The sequence below is a fragment of the Cyanobium sp. CH-040 genome, from assembly GCF_024346135.1.
GTDB lineage: Bacteria > Cyanobacteriota > Cyanobacteriia > PCC-6307 > Cyanobiaceae > NIES-981.
The window spans coordinates 168,471-183,338 of the sequence record NZ_JAGQCJ010000002.1 but is presented as its reverse complement, the minus strand read 5'-3'; the positions used below and the strand labels follow the sequence as shown (position 1 = coordinate 183,338).

The following is a 14,868-nucleotide window of genomic DNA, read 5'->3' as shown; positions in this document are numbered from 1 at the left end:
CCGCACGCCATGCACCAGTTCCTCCCCTACGCCTGGTTCGATGGCCGCTGCGTGCGCTTCGAGGACGCCACCCTCTCGGTGGCCACCCATGCGCTGCACTACGGCACCGGGGCCTTCGGCGGCATGCGCGCCCTGCCCAACCCCGCCGACCCCAACGAGATCCTGCTGTTCCGCGCCGACCGCCACGCCCGCCGGCTGAGTCAGAGCGCCCGGCTGCTGCTCACCGAGCTCAGCGAGGACACGATCCATCACGCGATCCTCGAATTCCTGCGCGCGAACAGGCCCACCTGTCCGGTGTACATGCGGCCCTTCGTGTGGACCAGTGATCTCGGAATCGCGCCGCGGCTGCACAACATCGAGACCGATTTCCTGATCTACGGCATCGAACTGGGCGACTATCTCTCCCCCGATGGCGTCAGCTGCCGCATCAGTTCCTGGATCCGCCAGGAAGACCGTTCCCTGCCCTTGCGCGGCAAGATCACCGGCGCCTACATCACCAGTTCCCTGGCCAAGACCGAGGCCGTGAAGAGCGGCTTCGACGAGGCGATCCTGATGAACAGCCGTGGCAAGGTGAGTGAGGCCAGCGGCATGAACCTGTTCATCGTGCGCGACGGCGTGCTGATCACCCCGGGAGTGGATCAGGACATCCTCGAGGGCATCACCCGCGCCAGCGTGATCGAGCTGGCCCGCGCGATGGGCATCGAGGTGGTGGAGCGTCCCGTGGACAAGAGCGAGCTGTTCATCGCCGACGAGGTGTTCCTCAGCGGCACGGCCGCCAAGGTCACGCCGGTGCGCCGGATCGAAGCCACCGACCTGGCCGTGGAGCGGCCGGTGATGGCCCGCATCCGCGAGCGCCTGACGGCGATCACGGAGGGCCGTGATCCCGCCTATGACCACTGGGTGACGCGCGTTCGTCTCGACGGCTGATGGCCAGCAGCACCGCTCCGGCTTCCACCACCGGCCCGTCCGCCTCCACCCGGATGCCGTTCCTGGAGCGGCTGCACGCCCCGGATCGGCCCGTGCTGGTGTTCGACGGCGCCACCGGCACCTCCCTGCAGCAGATGGATCTCACGGCCGAGGACTTCGGCGGTGCGGCGCTGGAGGGCTGCAACGAGCACCTGGTGTTCACCCGCCCGGATGCGGTGCAGGCCGTGCACCGCCAGTTCCTTGAGGTGGGCGCCGATGTGATCGAGACCGACACCTTCGGCGCCACCTCCCTGGTGCTGGCCGAATACGACATCGCCGACCAGGCCTTCGCCATCAACAAGCGGGCCGCCGAGCTGGCCCGGGAGATGGCCGACGCCTTCTCCACCGCCGAGAAGCCCCGATTCGTGGCCGGCTCGATGGGCCCCACCACCAAGCTGCCGACCCTCGGCCACGTGGACTTCGACACCATGAAGGCCTCCTTCGCCGAGCAGGCCGAGGGTCTGCTGGCGGGCGACGTGGATCTGTTCATCGTCGAGACCTGCCAGGACGTGCTGCAGATCAAGGCGGCGCTGCAGGGGATCGAGGCCGCCTTCAGCCGCACCGGTCAGCGCCGGCCGCTGATGGTGAGCATCACCATGGAGACCACCGGCACGATGCTGGTGGGCTCGGACATCGCCGCGGCGCTGGCGATCCTGGAGCCGTTCCCGATCGACGTGCTCGGCCTCAACTGCGCCACCGGGCCGGAGCAGATGAAGGAGCACATCCGCTACCTGAGCGAGCACAGTCCGTTCGTGGTGAGCTGCATCCCCAACGCCGGCCTGCCGGAGAACATCGGCGGCGTGGCCCACTACCGGCTCACGCCCCTCGAGATGAAGATGCAGCTGCTGCACTTCGTCGAAGACCTCGGCGTGCAGGTGATCGGCGGCTGCTGCGGCACCACGCCCGCCCACATCGGCGCCCTGGCCGAGCTGGCTGCAGAGATGAAGCCGGCCGCACGGCCGGTGCGAGGCGCTGCTGCGCAAGCTGAGCCCCCTTCGGCAGATGCTTTGGCCGATCCCCGCCCCAGCCTGAACATGGAGCCGGCGGCCGCCTCGATCTACGCCACCACGCCCTACCACCAGGACAACTCCTTCCTGATCATCGGCGAGCGGCTCAATGCCAGCGGCAGCAGGAAGGTGCGCGAGCTGCTGGCGGAAGAAGACTGGGATGGCCTGGTGGCCGTGGCCCGCGGACAGGTGAAGGAGAACGCCCATGTGCTCGACGTCAACGTCGACTACGTGGGGCGCGATGGCGAGCGCGACATGCACGAACTGGTGAGCCGGCTGGTCACCAACGTGAACCTGCCGCTGATGCTCGACTCCACCGAGTGGCAGAAGATGGAGGCCGGCCTGAAGGTGGCCGGCGGCAAGTGCCTGCTCAACTCCACCAACTACGAGGACGGGCCGGAGCGCTTTTTCAAGGTGCTGGAACTGGCCCGCGATTACGGCGCCGGTGTGGTGATCGGCACCATCGACGAGGAGGGCATGGCCCGCACGGCCGAGAAGAAATTCGCCATCGCCCAGCGCGCCTACCGCGACGCCCTGGAATTCGGCATTCCCGCCCGCGAACTCTTCTACGACCCCCTGGCCCTGCCGATCTCCACCGGCATCGAGGAGGACCGGCTCAACGGTGCCGCCACCGTCGAGGCCATCCGCATGATCCGCGAGCGCCTCCCGGGGGTGCATGTGGTGCTGGGGGTGAGCAATGTGAGCTTCGGGCTCTCGCCGGCGGCCCGCATCGTGCTCAATTCGGTGTTCCTGCACGAGTGCTGCCGGGCCGGCATGGACGCGGCGATCGTGAGCCCGGCCAAGATCCTGCCCCTGGCGAAGATCAGCGAGGAGCACCAGCAGGTGTGCCTGGATCTGATCCACGACCGGCGCCGCTTCGAGAGCGAGGAACCGGGCGCGATCTGCACCTACGACCCGCTCACCGCCCTCACCAGCCTGTTTGAGGGGGTGAGCGCCAAGGAGGCCCGCGCCTCCGGTCCATCTCTGGCCGATCTGCCGATCGAGGAGCGGCTCAAGCAGCACATCATCGACGGCGAACGCATCGGCCTGGAGCCGGCCCTCGATGAGGCGCTGCAGAACTATCCGCCGCTGCAGATCATCAACACCTTCCTGCTCGATGGCATGAAGGTGGTGGGCGAGCTGTTCGGCAGCGGCCAGATGCAGCTGCCCTTCGTGCTGCAGAGCGCCGAGACGATGAAGGCCGCCGTGGCCCACCTCGAACCCCACATGGAGAAGGTGGAGGGAGAGAGCTCGGCGAAAGGCAAGTTTCTGATCGCCACGGTCAAGGGCGATGTGCACGACATCGGCAAGAATCTCGTGGACATCATCCTCACCAACAATGGCTATGAGGTGATCAATCTGGGCATCAAGCAGAGCTGCGAGGCGATCATCGAGGCCCAGCGGGAGCACCAGGCCGACTGCATCGCCATGAGTGGCCTGCTGGTGAAATCCACCGCCTTCATGAAGGACAACCTGGAGGCCTTCAATGCAGCGGGTATCGCAGTGCCGGTGATCCTCGGCGGGGCCGCCCTCACCCCCCGCTTCGTGAACGGCGACTGCCGAGCGGCCTACACGGGCCAGGTGATCTACGGGCGCGACGCCTTCGCCGATCTGCGCTTCATGGATGCCCTGATGGAAGCCAAGGCGGCCGGCAGCTGGGACGATCACCGGGGCTTCCTCGACGGAGCTCCCGATGGTCTCGGCCTGACCGATCGCGGCGAGTCCGAGGCCGGTGAGTCCAGCACCGAGGCATCCGGTGCAGCCGGCTCCGAGGCCGGGGGTGAAGCCGCCAGCGAGGCCAGCGCCGCCGATGGCAGCCCGCCCGCTGCGGCTGCCTCAGGCCCCAACGACCAGCGCTCCGAGGCCGTGCCCGAGCAACCGGCGCTCACGCCCCCCTTCTGGGGCAGCCGGGTGCTCACGGAGGCCGAGATCGACCTGCAGGAGGTGTTCGCCTACCTGGATCGCAATGCCCTGTTCGCCGGCCAGTGGCAGCTGCGCAAGAGCCAGCAGCAGTCGCGGGCCGACTACGAGGCGATGCTGGCCGAGAAGGCCGAGCCGGTGCTGCAGCAGTGGATGGAGCGCTGCCTGCGCGAGCAGTTGCTCAGGCCGCGGGTGGCCTACGGCTACTTCCCCTGCGGCCGCACGGGCAATGCCGTGGTGCTGTTCGACCCTCAGGGCATGGCCGCTGGCGCCGTGCCAGGCGACGCCGGCAGCGAGCTGGGCCGCTTCGAGCTGCCCCGCCAGCGGTCCGGCAACCGCTACTGCATCGCCGATTTCTACCGCGACCTGGAGCCGGCGTCCGATGGCGGGCTGCGGCCCACGGATGTGATCCCCATGCAGGCCGTGACCATGGGCGAGCAGGCCTCGATCTTCGCCCAGCAGCTGTTCGCCGCCGACCAGTACAGCGACTACCTCTACTTCCACGGCCTGGCGGTGCAGATGGCCGAGGCCCTGGCGGAGTGGACCCACGCCCGCATCCGCCGTGAGCTCGGCCACGCCGACCCCGCCGCCATCGCCCTGCGCGATGTGCTGGCCCAGCGCTACCGCGGCAGCCGCTACTCCTTCGGCTACCCCGCCTGCCCCAACGTGGGCGACTCCCGCCAGCAGCTCGTCTGGCTGGGGGCCGAGCGCATCGGCCTGAGCATGGACGAGAGCGAGCAGCTGCACCCGGAGCAGAGCACCACCGCCCTGGTGGCCCTGCACAGCCAGGCCCGCTACTTCAGCGCCTGAGCAGCCCGCCGGGGCCCAGCCCTAGCCTGGCCGTGCCCCACCCCGCACCCCATGGCAATCGCAGGCCCCGACGGCGTCGACGCGGCGATTCAGGCAGGCCTTGACCTCGACGGCACACCGATCCCCGCCGAAATGCTGGCCCTCTACAACGAGGTGATGGATCTGGAGCGCCAGCGTGCCCGCAGCGGCGTCAAGAAGTCGATGCGCAACCGGATCGTCAAGACGGGCTCGAAGCACTTCGACCAGGCCACCCTCGACGCCCGCCTGAAGACCGCCGGCTGGGATGGGCTCAAGGACAAGGAGATCGCCTTCTTCTACGGCTGAGACCGGGAGGCCCTCAGCTGCACATCTCCTCCATCGCGTCGATCACCTCCTGCTGGAACTCCTCGAGGTCGTCGGAATCGCTCAGGTCGATGCCCTCACCGGCGGCGTTCTGGGTCAGTTCCTGAAAGTGGAAGGCCCCTTCGCCATGGGCCAGGAACTCCATGGCGGAGGGTTCACCGCTTTCCTTGTAGGCGTCGCAGAGGGCCAGAAAGGCCGCGTCTTCGGTGAATTCCCAGCTCATGAAGGGGTGGCGCGCAGAACGATGGGTGGGACGCGACAACCGATCTTTAACGCCTCACCCCCGGAATCCGTCAACCTCTCCGGCCCGGTTTGTTCCCGGTTCCGATCCCCCGGCGGGCTCAGCAGACTGGTGCCTGCCCTCACTGCGTTCCATGGCCGAGTCCCTCACCACCCCGGCGCTCAACGTGCTCGGTGAGCCCCTGGAGCTCTGCAGCTGTGAGCCGATGACGGGCTGGTTCCGCGATGGCAGCTGCCGCACCAACGGAGCCGACCTCGGCCGCCACACCGTGTGCTGCGTGGTGAACGAGGCCTTCCTCAGCTACAGCCGGGCCCAGGGCAACGATCTCTCCACCCCGGCGCCGCAGTACGGCTTTCCTGGCCTCAGACCGGGGGATCACTGGTGTGTCTGCGCCCCCCGCTGGCTGGAGGCCTACGAGGACGGCATGGCCCCGCCGGTGCGGCTGGCGGCCACCGAAGCGAGCACCCTTGAGGTGATCCCCCTGGAGGTGCTGCGTCAGCACGCCGCCTGAATCAGGGGTTCACCAGGGGATCGGCTCGCCGTCCCAGGCCCAGAAGCCGCCGCTCTCCTGGGCGCTGCGCCGTTCCAGCACATCCAGCAGCTGGGCCGCCGCGCGCTCGGGGCTGAACAGGCGTTGCTGGGGCACATTGGCCTGGAAGGGGGCCGAGAGGCCGGTGGCGGTGGTGCCGGGGTGGAGAAGGCTCACACAGCCCAGCGGCAGCCGCCGTTGCCATTCCAGCGCCAGGGTGCGCAGCAGCTGGTTCTGGGCCGCCTTGGCGGCCCGGTAGGCGTACCAGCCGCCGAGGCGGTTGTCGCCGATGCTGCCCACCCGCGCCGAGAGGCTGGCGAAGTGGAAGGGCTCCTGCCGGGGCAGCAGGGGTTCGATTACCTTGGCCAGCAGCAGCGGCGCGAAGGCATTCACCGCGAAGCTGCGCTCCAGGTGGGCGCGCCGCACCTGGGCCAGGCGCTTCTCGGGCTTCAGGTCTCCGTCGTGCAGCAGCCCCGCGGTGTGGATCACCAGGCGCAGGGGGGGGCCTGCGCTGAGCTCCTCGGCGAGGTGCTGGAGGCTGACATCCCGCTCCAGATCCACCGACAGCATCGTCACCCCCGCCATGGCGGCCGGATGCCGGCTGGCGCCCACCCGCTCCAGGTGAGGGCAGCGCTCGGCCAGCAGCGTGAGCAGGGCCCGGCCGATGCCGCCGCAGCCCACCACCAGGGCCCGTCCCCGCCAGTCGCTCAGCCGCCAGTCGGCCAGGCGGGTTTCGGCTGTCAGCGCTGCAGCCGCGGGCAGGCCTGGCATCGCTGGAGCTGTCGGGCGCATGGCGCATGATGGCAACCTCTCGCGTCGAGCCGCTCACCGCCATGCCCGAGCGCGCCCCCCTGCGCATCGCCGTGTTCGGTCGCGGGGCCTGGGGCGGCACCCTGGCCCAGCTCTGGGAACGGCAGGGCCATCAGGTCCGTTCCTGGTCCCGCCGCGACGGCACCGCCCCTGCAGGGCTGCTGCAGGAGCTCGATCTGGCGGTCGTGGCCGTGTCCATGGCCGGCGTCGAGGCGCTGGCCGAAACCCTCGTTCCCCACTGGCCTGCCGGCCTGCCGCTGCTCAGCTGCACCAAGGGCCTGGATCCGGAGCGCCTCACCACCGCCAGCCGCATCTGGCGCCAGCAGGGGCTGCCGGCAGCCGCGCCCGCGCTCGTGCTCAGCGGGCCCAATCTGGCCGCCGAGCTGGCCCAGGGGCTGCCGGCCGCCAGCGTGCTGGCCTGCGAGGACCAGGCCGTGGCCGGCGCGCTGCAGCGGCGCCTGAGCGGCGGCAATCTGCGCCTGTACACCAACCACGATCCCCTGGGCACCGAGGTGGCCGGCGCCCTCAAGAACGTGATGGCCCTGGCGGCGGGGCTGTGCGACGGGCTCCGCCTGGGCGCGAATGCGCGCGCCTCCCTGCTCACCCGCGGCCTGGCCGAGATGGGGGTGGTGCTGGAGGGGCTGGGGGGAGAGCCCCCCACCCTCTACGGCCTGGCTGGTCTCGGTGACCTGCTGGCCACCGCCACCAGTCCCCTCAGCCGCAACTACCGCTGCGGCCTGCTGCTCGCCGAAGGCATGGGGATCGAGGCCGCCCTGACCCGCATCGACGCCACGGTGGAGGCGCCGCGCACCGCCCGCGCCGCCCTGGCCCTGGCGGTGCGCCACGGCTGGAGCCTGCCGATCTGCGAACAGGTGGTGGCGGTGATCGAGGGGCGCAGCGCCGTGGAGACGGTGGCCCGCTCGCTGATGGAGCGGCAGCTGCGGCCCGAGGCGCTGCAGGAGCGGCCATGAGCCCCTCCATCGCCGGATGCGCCTTCGGGCTCCCCGCGCTGCTGGTGGAGGCCTTCGCCGAACGCCCCTGCAGCGGCAACGGCGCCGCCGTGGTGCTGCTGGGCGAGCCCCTCGCCGACCAGGCCCTGCAGGCAGTGGCCCGCAGCCTCAACCAGTCGGAAACGGCATTCCTGCTGCGGGACGGGGAGCGCTGGCTGCTGCGCTGGTTCACGCCCGCCTGCGAGGTGAAGCTCTGCGGCCACGCCACCCTGGCGGCCACGCTGGCGCTGGGCCACTGGCAGCTGCTGGCCCCCGGCGCCGCTGCCGCCCTGCACAGCCGCAGCGGGCCGCTGTCCGTGGAACTCGATGCCACGCAGCCCGCCCTGGCCCGGATCGTGCTGCCCTCGAGCCCCCTTGAGCCCCTGAGCCCCAGCCAGCCCCTGCTGGACTGGCTGCGGCACCAGGGACTGGCCGAACCGCTGGGCTGCTGGCAGGCGCCGAGCCTCGACTACCGGGTGGTGCTGCTGACGCCGCAGGCGCCGCTGGCCGGGCTGACGGCCGCGGTCGACACCCTACCGGCGGAGGCGCGGCCCGGCCTGGTGCTGATGCAGGCGCTCCCGCCAGCGCAGGCCCCCACCGTGGTCGGGCGAGCCAGCCACTACCAGCTGCGCTTCTTCGCGCCCGGCCTGGGGATTCCCGAAGATCCCGTCACCGGTTCGGCCCATGCGCTGGTGGCTCCCTGGTGGCTGCAACAGCTGGGCCGCAGGGACGTGGTGGGCTGGCAGTGTTCCCCAAGACCCGGGGGAATGGTGTGCGAACCGGCGTCTTCAGGCATGATCCGCCTGTGCGGAACTGGTCATCTTCTGTGGGACGGAACCTTGCGGCTGGAACCCTGCGCCGGGCCGGGGCGGCCTTCGGCGCCCTCCGTGCCGCCGTCCACAGCCGATCATCAGCAGGATTGGCCTGGACTGGCCGAGGACGTCTGGCGTTCCCTGCTGGACTGAGGCTGCGGTCGCCGTTCTCCCCGCAGCTCCTGGTGGCCATGCCCATGGCGGTGGTGGCCCTGAGCGTCGGCTACCTGGCCCAGAGCCTGGCCCCCAGACCCCACGCGGTGACGCAGGGAGATCTGCTCGACACCCTGCTGGACATGCCCGCCCCGGCCAGCCCGCCCGACACCTACAGCAGCGCCGAACAGCTGCGCGCGTTCCAGGCCCAGCGGGCCGAAGCCGACGCCGGCGAGGCCCCCATCCGGAACGGCGCCGCCGGTGTTCCCACCCTGGTCGAGCCGGCCGCCGCCGCCCCTGTTGATCTGGAGATCCGTGTGGCGCTGCTGGGTGCCGGCTCCTCCCCTTCGCTTTCCGCCCGTGGGCCCTGGCAGCTGCTCAGCCGCGACGGCGCCGTGCTCCAGCAGGGCGGCCCCGGTGAGGCGGTGGAGCTCGGCGGGATCTGGGCGGCTGGACCGGAGGCCTGGCTGCAGACCAGCGGCCAAGCCCTGCTGGTGAACGGCCAGCCCTACGCCGGACGGCTGCGGCTGCTGCAGCAGGACGGCCGCCTGCGACTGGTGAACCATCTCGGCCTGGAGACCTACATCAGTTCGGTGGTGGGTGCGGAGATGCCCACCAGCTGGTCGATGGAGGCTCTCCGGGCCCAGGCCGTGGCAGCCCGCTCCTATGCCCTGGCGCACATGGCCCGTCCCGCCGATCCCCACTGGCACCTGGGAGATACCACCCGCTGGCAGGCCTACCGCGGACTTACCAGCGTCAACGAGCGCACCCGCCATGCCACCGCCAGCACCGCCGGTCTGATCCTCAGCTACCAGGGAGCCATCGTCGAGAGCCTCTACGCCGCCACCTACCAGATCACGGTGGAGGCCCACGGCCATCTGGGGGCGAGCATGAGTCAGCACGGAGCCCAGGACCTGGCCCTGCGTGGCTACACCTACAACCAGATCCTCGGGCACTATTACCAGGGCGCCTCCCTGGCCCGCCTCAAGGCCGGTGCGGCGGGCTGAACAGCTCTGGCGCGAGGCCCTGGCCCGCTCCCGCACGGCTCAGGCCTGCGCAGCACTCGTGCCGCTGAGCACCGAGCCGCTGCAACATCCGCCCCTGGCCCCCTTCACCCTGCGGCGCCTGCTCAGCCGCACCCCGGCCCATCTGCGGGCCGGCGGGCCCAGACCGAACCCCTTCCTGCCCTGGGAACCCGAGCTGGAGGTGCGGCGGCTGGGAGAGCAGCACGTGGTGCTGCTCAACAAGTACCCCGTGCAGCCCGGCCACATCCTGCTGATCACCCAGCAGTGGCACCCCCAGTCGGGCTGGCTCAGGTCGCTCGACTGGCAGGCGGTCGCCCACGTGGCGGCCGACACCGGCGGCCTGTGGTTCTTCAACAGCTGCGCCGCCGCCGGGGCCAGCCAGCCCCACCGGCACCTGCAGCTGCTCCCCCGCCACGGCCACGAGTCCAGCTGCCCCCTGGCGCCCCTGCTGCGCGCCCAGCTCGAAGGCGCGGAGACGCCTCCCTGGCCCTGGCGCTATGCCCTCAGCCCCCGTGTGCACGGCCACCCCGGGGCGAGCGAGGCGGCCAGGGCCGAGGAGCTCCAGCGGCTCTACCAGGCCCATGCCGGGGAGCTGGAGCTGGGGGATCCGCAGCACGACCCGCAGCCCCGGCATCCCTACAACCTGCTGTTCGAGGACCACTGGTTCCTCACGGTGCGGCGTGAACGGGAGCACTGCGCCGGTTTCAGCATCAATGCCCTCGGCTTTGCCGGCTACCTGCTGGTCACCGAGCGCTCCGACCTGGCCTGGCTGCTGGAACACGGGGCCTGGGAACTGCTGCGCCTGGTGAGTACGCCCCGGGCCTGCTGAGATCCGCTCACGCCGCTGGATTCCGTGTTTTCACGGTTGCGCATGCACCGGCAGCTGACGCTTCGTGGAAAGAGACACGGCCGCAGCGGTCGTCGTCCCCTTTCTTTCCAACCACTGTTATGTCCACCGTCACCGCCCGTCCGGGCCGTTGCTGCCGCCCGGCTCAGCCACGCTGCATCGCCCGCCGCAACGAGCGCATCGAGGCCTACCGCGAGCTGGTGCGGCCGATCGCGCTGCACTACCACCAGCGCTGCGCCGAACCGCTTGACGACCTCACCCAGGTGGGATTGCTGGGACTGCTGCGGGCCGCCGAGCTCTACCGCCCGGGCAGCGGCACGCCCTTTGCCGCCTTCGCCCGGCCCCATGTGCGTGGCGCCATCCTCCATTACCTGCGCGACCTGGCGGCCCCGGTGCGGTTGCCCCGCCGGCTGGAGGAACGGCGCCACCAGCTCAGGTGCCTGCGCCGAGAGTGGACCGCCAGGCACGGCACCGAGCCGACGGCGGCGCAGCTGCGCGGCGCCCTGGGCCTCAGCCCCCGGCAGTGGCAGGACCTGGAGGCCACGGCTGACCTGCAGCGGCCCCTCAGCCTCGAGGAGGGGATGGCGGATGAAGCCCAAGGCCGTGCTTCAGCATCGGCTACTGGATCTGGCGAGCCGGACGAGCGTGCCCAGCAGTTGCTGGCGTTGCTGGGCAGCCTCGAGGAGCCCCTGCGCACCGTGGTGGAGCGCGTGGTGCTCACGGGCTGGAGCTACCGGCGCACCGCCGAGGCTCTGAAGGTGAGTCCGATGACGGTGCAGCGCCGGCTGCGCCGCGGTCTGGAGCAGCTGCGGGGTCTGCTCAGCTGTCCTGCTGCCGGGGCTGGTCGCGCTGCATCTGCCGCTCCAGGGTGCTGATCGCCGCGTCGAGCGCAGCCAGCTGACGCTCGGCGCCATCCCGCCAGAAGCGCAGCATGCGCAGCTTGCGTTCCTGGTGGCGTCGCAGGCCGTTGCCGGCGGGACCGTCATCGCTGCAGCAAGCGAATGGGGGAAACATGTCAAACTGTGCCGGCTTTGCTGGTTCTAGCCAGCCCGGCGCCCTGATCGAGAGCCATCACCGGTTCCGGCCAGGACGCGACCATGGCAACGGTGGCAGCGCGCAGGAGGGGCATGGGCAAGACGGGCATGCGTGGGTGCGGGGTCATGGGTCTGAATCCCGAACCGCCTCAGCCCGGTGTTCCGGACCCCCTCGCCACCCTCCAGGCTGAGGCGCCCCGCCCCGGCTGGCCGGCCAGTCTTCCGTCCATTTCTCCCTGCAGCATTTGACCTCTCCCGTCCCGACCTCCCACCTGCATCCCCTCACAGCAGCGCTGCTGGCGGTGGCAGTGCTGGCTCCGGCGGCCCCGGCCCATGCCTTCGTGGAGCTGATGGCCGGCCAGCGGGCCAGGCCGCTGCAGGGCTCCTTCAATGCGGTGCCCGTGCTGCACTCCAACCAGCCGGAGGAGGTGGTCGGCCCCGGCATCCTGATCAGCACCGAACCGGGTGTGGCCTACGCGGCGGAGACCGGCCAGCGCCTCCAGAACGCCACCTACACCTTCAACGGTGACTTCGGGGTGCACATGCACCACAAGTACTTTCCCGAGTACAGGCGCCAGATCCGCCCGCAGGATCGTCGCACCGAACTCACCCTGGGGCTGATTCTGATCAACCCCGGCCAGCGCCCCGTGCAGGTGCGCTTCGACCGCGGCGCGGTGCGCAACAGCTTCCAGGCTCCCTACCTCGGCGAGCACAAGATGGGCGTGAGGCCGCTGGGCGTCCGGCCCTGGAACACGGGCCCCGGCGACGCCACGGCGGTGCAGATGCTGCGCGAACGCCTGGACCGTGAGCTCACCCAGGCGGTGGTGATTCCACCCCGCAGCCGCATCGTGCTGCTGCGCACCCAGCTGCCGGCCCTGGGCATCGCCAACGCCCTGCTGCGGGGCCGCAGCGACGGCCCCTTCCAGATGGCCGTGGTCGCCGCCTCCAACCCGAGCAGCGATGCCGACCTGGTGGCCGTCCTCGATCAGCGCCGTCTGGCGCCCGGCCGGGTGTACCTGGGCATGCTCAACGACATCCAGGCACGCCGGGTGTTCTCCCGCGTCGGTGGTGTGGCGATCGGTGATGCCTATCAGGCCCGCCTGCGCCACGATCTGCGGGCCCAGGGTCCACTGCATGTGCCCTTCACGAGCACGAACCGGCATCACTTCGGCACCCGCGAGGTGCAGGTGAACCCCCTGGCCGTGCGCATGGTCGATTCCGCCCTGGACAACGTGGGCACCTACGGCGTGCGCTTCGATGTCGATCTCGATCTCTACGGCCAGGGCCCCTACGAACTGGTGCTCAGCCACCCCAGCGCCGCCGCCGGCAGCCCTGCCTTCACGGCCTTCCGCGGTTCGCTTCAGGTGCGCACCCGCGACGGGCTGGAAGAGATGCATGTGGGCATGCGCTCCGGTCAGAGCGTCGGCCTCACCACGCTCAACCTTGAACCCGGTGTGACCAACCCCGTGCGCGTGAGCATGGTCTACCCGGCCGACGCCACGCCGGGTCATCTGCTCAGCGTCGTACCGTCCAGCCAGCTGGCGATGGTGCTGGAGCGGCAGCGTGTGCAGGAAGCAATGCAGCCAGCGCCGGGGGCCCAGACGGCTGCAGCACCGCCCCAGCCACAGCTTCAGCCCCAGGTTCGTCCCGCCCCGGCCCCGGCCAGGCCCGCCCCTGCGGTGATCCCTCCGGCTGCGACTGCCCCTCAGCCGGTCTACCGACCGCCACTGACTCTGCCGCAGGCGGCACCGGCCCGCATGCCCGGAGTCAACGCCGATCTGCTCCAGCGTTACCAGGACGCCCTGGAGGCCCAGCAGGAGCGGATGCGCGGGCTGATGGGTAACTGAGCCGGCCCGCCTGCACCACCCGTGAGCGAGGACGACCAGCGACCCCATCCTGACCAGCGCAGCATCCAGCTCAAGCTCAGCGCTGAACTGGTGGCCCGGCTGGACGCCCTCAAGGGTGAATACGGCCTGCGCAGCCGCGGCGCGATTGTGGAGCGCCTGCTGCGCAACATCCTGGTTGCGGACGATGCCCAGCCCGACGCGGGCGTGGTGGGTGCGGCATCCTCGGAGTCTCCGGCCGGAAGCGAGCAACAGAGCCTCTTCGATGAGCGTGGCGGCCTGGTGCTGGTGGCCCGCGAGGGCAGTGGCGAACTGGTGCTCGACCTGGACATTTCCGCAGAACCGGAAGGCGCCGGATCTCAGCGGGTCGATGGACGGGACGACCACCCCGGCGGCTCGCGCGGATCAGCCGGCCGCAGCAAGGGCATCGATCTGCCGGGTTTCGTCCGGCGCCGCTCCGAGCAGGTGCGAGACAGCCTGCGGGGACCGGCCGCAGCGACGGCATCGGGCGTCGAGCCGTTGCCCCGGATCGGGACTGAGGTGATCGAGCGAGCCCTGGACCGTGCCGGCAGCCACTGGCTGGAGGTGTATGGCACGCCCGCCAGCGCCGCCGTGCTGGAGGCTTCGATGGTGTGGCTTGCTCAGGACATCTGGCCCCAGTGCGACCAGAGCGAAGGCCGCCCCTTCAGCTGGACTCTGATCAGCGAGGTGATGGCCAGCCTCGCTCCTGCCTGGCCCGCCGGCCCACCGAGTTTCGAGCGGGTGATGGTTGCCGCCGGCATCCTCGAGGACCCCTTCAGCGGCTCCACCCTGGAGATGAGGCAGCCGACCCTGATCCGGCGCTTCGTGCATCGCTTCCGCCGCCGCCGACAGGGAACCTCCTTTCAGACGCTCGAGCACACGATGACGCTGCATGGAGCCCTCCGGCTGCTGCAGTTGCCCACGGCCCCCGGGCACCGGCTCACCCTGCCGGAGATCCGCGAGGCCTACCGCCAGCTGGCGCTGGCCCACCATCCCGATTCCGGCGGCTCGGAGGAGACGATGCGCCGGCTGAACGAGGCCTATCAGCTGCTCAAGGAGCTCTACCGCACTCCCTGACGCCGTCTCACTTGCCGCTTGCGAGACGCGAGGCCAGACCCGCATCCAGTCTCATATGAGAGCAAAGCGACCTGCCGTCCTGCCGCTCGATCCGGTGGGCCGCTGGTCAGCTTTCCACGCTGCCGCCATGGCCAGGGGTGCCTGGGCTCCGAGGCGGAACTGCCGCGACTGAAAGCGCGCCACAACTGTTCACCCCTGACCAGTCGTCTCAGTCGTGTCTCGCTGCCGGTCTCTCAGGTGGTCTCAGCAGAGCCGGTCAGGATGCCCCAGTGACTGATGCACTGCCTCGACCTGCGCCTCTCCCCGCGGCGGCCTAACACTGTCCAGTCCCTCCATCGACGCCTGTCCAGTCCAGAAACGGGGGCTCGCCGAAGCCCTTCAATACTGTGGTTTCGCTCTCTGCGTACCTGTGGTAGACACAGTTGCGCGAGTGGACAGAAG

At 70.3% G+C, this 14,868-nt stretch carries 14 protein-coding genes; 11 read left to right on the top strand and 3 right to left on the bottom strand.

Annotated features, from left to right (window positions below; translation table 11 throughout):
• Nucleotides 1-9 precede the first annotated feature (9 nt).
• From KBY90_RS03755 to KBY90_RS03745, 3 genes are read left to right on the top strand one after another with little or no spacing between them, the layout of a single operon-like run.
• Nucleotides 10-927, top strand: a complete 918-nt coding sequence (locus tag KBY90_RS03755) for a branched-chain amino acid transaminase (RefSeq protein ID WP_254967121.1) — start codon at nucleotides 10-12, stop codon at nucleotides 925-927.
• A gap of 53 nt (nucleotides 928-980) precedes the next feature.
• Nucleotides 981-4,703, top strand: a complete 3,723-nt coding sequence (gene metH, locus KBY90_RS03750; RefSeq protein ID WP_396122521.1) for a methionine synthase — start codon at nucleotides 981-983, stop codon at nucleotides 4,701-4,703.
• A gap of 51 nt (nucleotides 4,704-4,754) precedes the next feature.
• Nucleotides 4,755-5,027: a DUF4090 family protein gene (locus KBY90_RS03745; RefSeq protein WP_254967119.1), complete on the top strand. Its 273-nt coding sequence runs from the start codon at nucleotides 4,755-4,757 to the stop codon at nucleotides 5,025-5,027.
• A gap of 13 nt (nucleotides 5,028-5,040) precedes the next feature.
• On the opposite strand, the gene KBY90_RS03740 is transcribed toward KBY90_RS03745, so the two are convergent.
• The gene (locus tag KBY90_RS03740) at nucleotides 5,041-5,268 is read right to left on the bottom strand and encodes a hypothetical protein (RefSeq protein WP_254967118.1); all 228 of its coding nucleotides are present in this window, start codon (nucleotides 5,266-5,268) and stop codon (nucleotides 5,041-5,043) included.
• 151 nt (nucleotides 5,269-5,419) lie between these two features.
• Here KBY90_RS03740 and KBY90_RS03735 point away from each other — a divergent pair, with 151 nt between their 5' ends.
• Nucleotides 5,420-5,797 (top strand): DUF2237 family protein, encoded by a 378-nt coding sequence (locus KBY90_RS03735; protein ID WP_254967117.1) that lies wholly within the window; start codon nucleotides 5,420-5,422, stop codon nucleotides 5,795-5,797.
• A 9-nt stretch (nucleotides 5,798-5,806) separates the two neighbouring features.
• On the opposite strand, the gene KBY90_RS03730 is transcribed toward KBY90_RS03735, so the two are convergent.
• Nucleotides 5,807-6,586 (bottom strand): SDR family NAD(P)-dependent oxidoreductase, encoded by a 780-nt coding sequence (locus KBY90_RS03730; protein ID WP_254967116.1) that lies wholly within the window; start codon nucleotides 6,584-6,586, stop codon nucleotides 5,807-5,809.
• Between the two features lie 26 nt (nucleotides 6,587-6,612).
• Between KBY90_RS03730 and KBY90_RS03725 the strand changes: the two genes are divergently transcribed.
• The 5 genes from KBY90_RS03725 (at nucleotide 6,613) to KBY90_RS03705 (ending at nucleotide 11,326) form a co-directional block, all read left to right on the top strand.
• Nucleotides 6,613-7,596: an NAD(P)H-dependent glycerol-3-phosphate dehydrogenase gene (locus tag KBY90_RS03725; protein ID WP_254967115.1), complete on the top strand. Its 984-nt coding sequence runs from the start codon at nucleotides 6,613-6,615 to the stop codon at nucleotides 7,594-7,596.
• On the top strand, nucleotides 7,593-8,579 hold the full coding sequence (locus KBY90_RS03720) for a PhzF family phenazine biosynthesis protein (protein WP_254967114.1): 987 nt from the start codon (nucleotides 7,593-7,595) through the stop codon (nucleotides 8,577-8,579). The genes KBY90_RS03725 and KBY90_RS03720 overlap by 4 nt, the downstream gene beginning before the upstream one ends.
• 38 nt (nucleotides 8,580-8,617) lie before the next feature.
• On the top strand, nucleotides 8,618-9,586 hold the full coding sequence (locus KBY90_RS03715; RefSeq protein WP_254967178.1) for a SpoIID/LytB domain-containing protein: 969 nt from the start codon (nucleotides 8,618-8,620) through the stop codon (nucleotides 9,584-9,586).
• Entirely contained in the window at nucleotides 9,573-10,433 is an 861-nt protein-coding gene (locus KBY90_RS03710) for an ATP adenylyltransferase (RefSeq protein ID WP_254967113.1), read from the top strand. Before KBY90_RS03715 ends, KBY90_RS03710 begins: the two co-directional genes overlap by 14 nt.
• Nucleotides 10,434-10,552: 119 nt before the next feature.
• Complete coding sequence (locus KBY90_RS03705) at nucleotides 10,553-11,326, top strand: sigma-70 family RNA polymerase sigma factor (protein WP_254967112.1); 774 nt, start codon at nucleotides 10,553-10,555, stop codon at nucleotides 11,324-11,326.
• Here KBY90_RS03705 and KBY90_RS03700 read toward each other — a convergent pair.
• The gene (locus tag KBY90_RS03700; RefSeq protein WP_254967111.1) at nucleotides 11,271-11,465 is read right to left on the bottom strand and encodes a sigma factor SigF; all 195 of its coding nucleotides are present in this window, start codon (nucleotides 11,463-11,465) and stop codon (nucleotides 11,271-11,273) included. The genes KBY90_RS03705 and KBY90_RS03700 overlap by 56 nt on opposite strands.
• A 370-nt stretch (nucleotides 11,466-11,835) precedes the next feature.
• Here KBY90_RS03700 and KBY90_RS03695 point away from each other — a divergent pair, with 370 nt between their 5' ends.
• The gene (locus KBY90_RS03695) at nucleotides 11,836-13,332 is read left to right on the top strand and encodes a DUF3370 family protein (protein WP_254967177.1); all 1,497 of its coding nucleotides are present in this window, start codon (nucleotides 11,836-11,838) and stop codon (nucleotides 13,330-13,332) included.
• Between the two features lie 21 nt (nucleotides 13,333-13,353).
• Nucleotides 13,354-14,427, top strand: coding sequence for a DnaJ domain-containing protein (locus KBY90_RS15055; RefSeq protein ID WP_254967110.1), 1,074 nt, complete (start codon nucleotides 13,354-13,356; stop codon nucleotides 14,425-14,427).
• The last annotated feature ends 441 nt before the right edge of the window (nucleotides 14,428-14,868 follow it).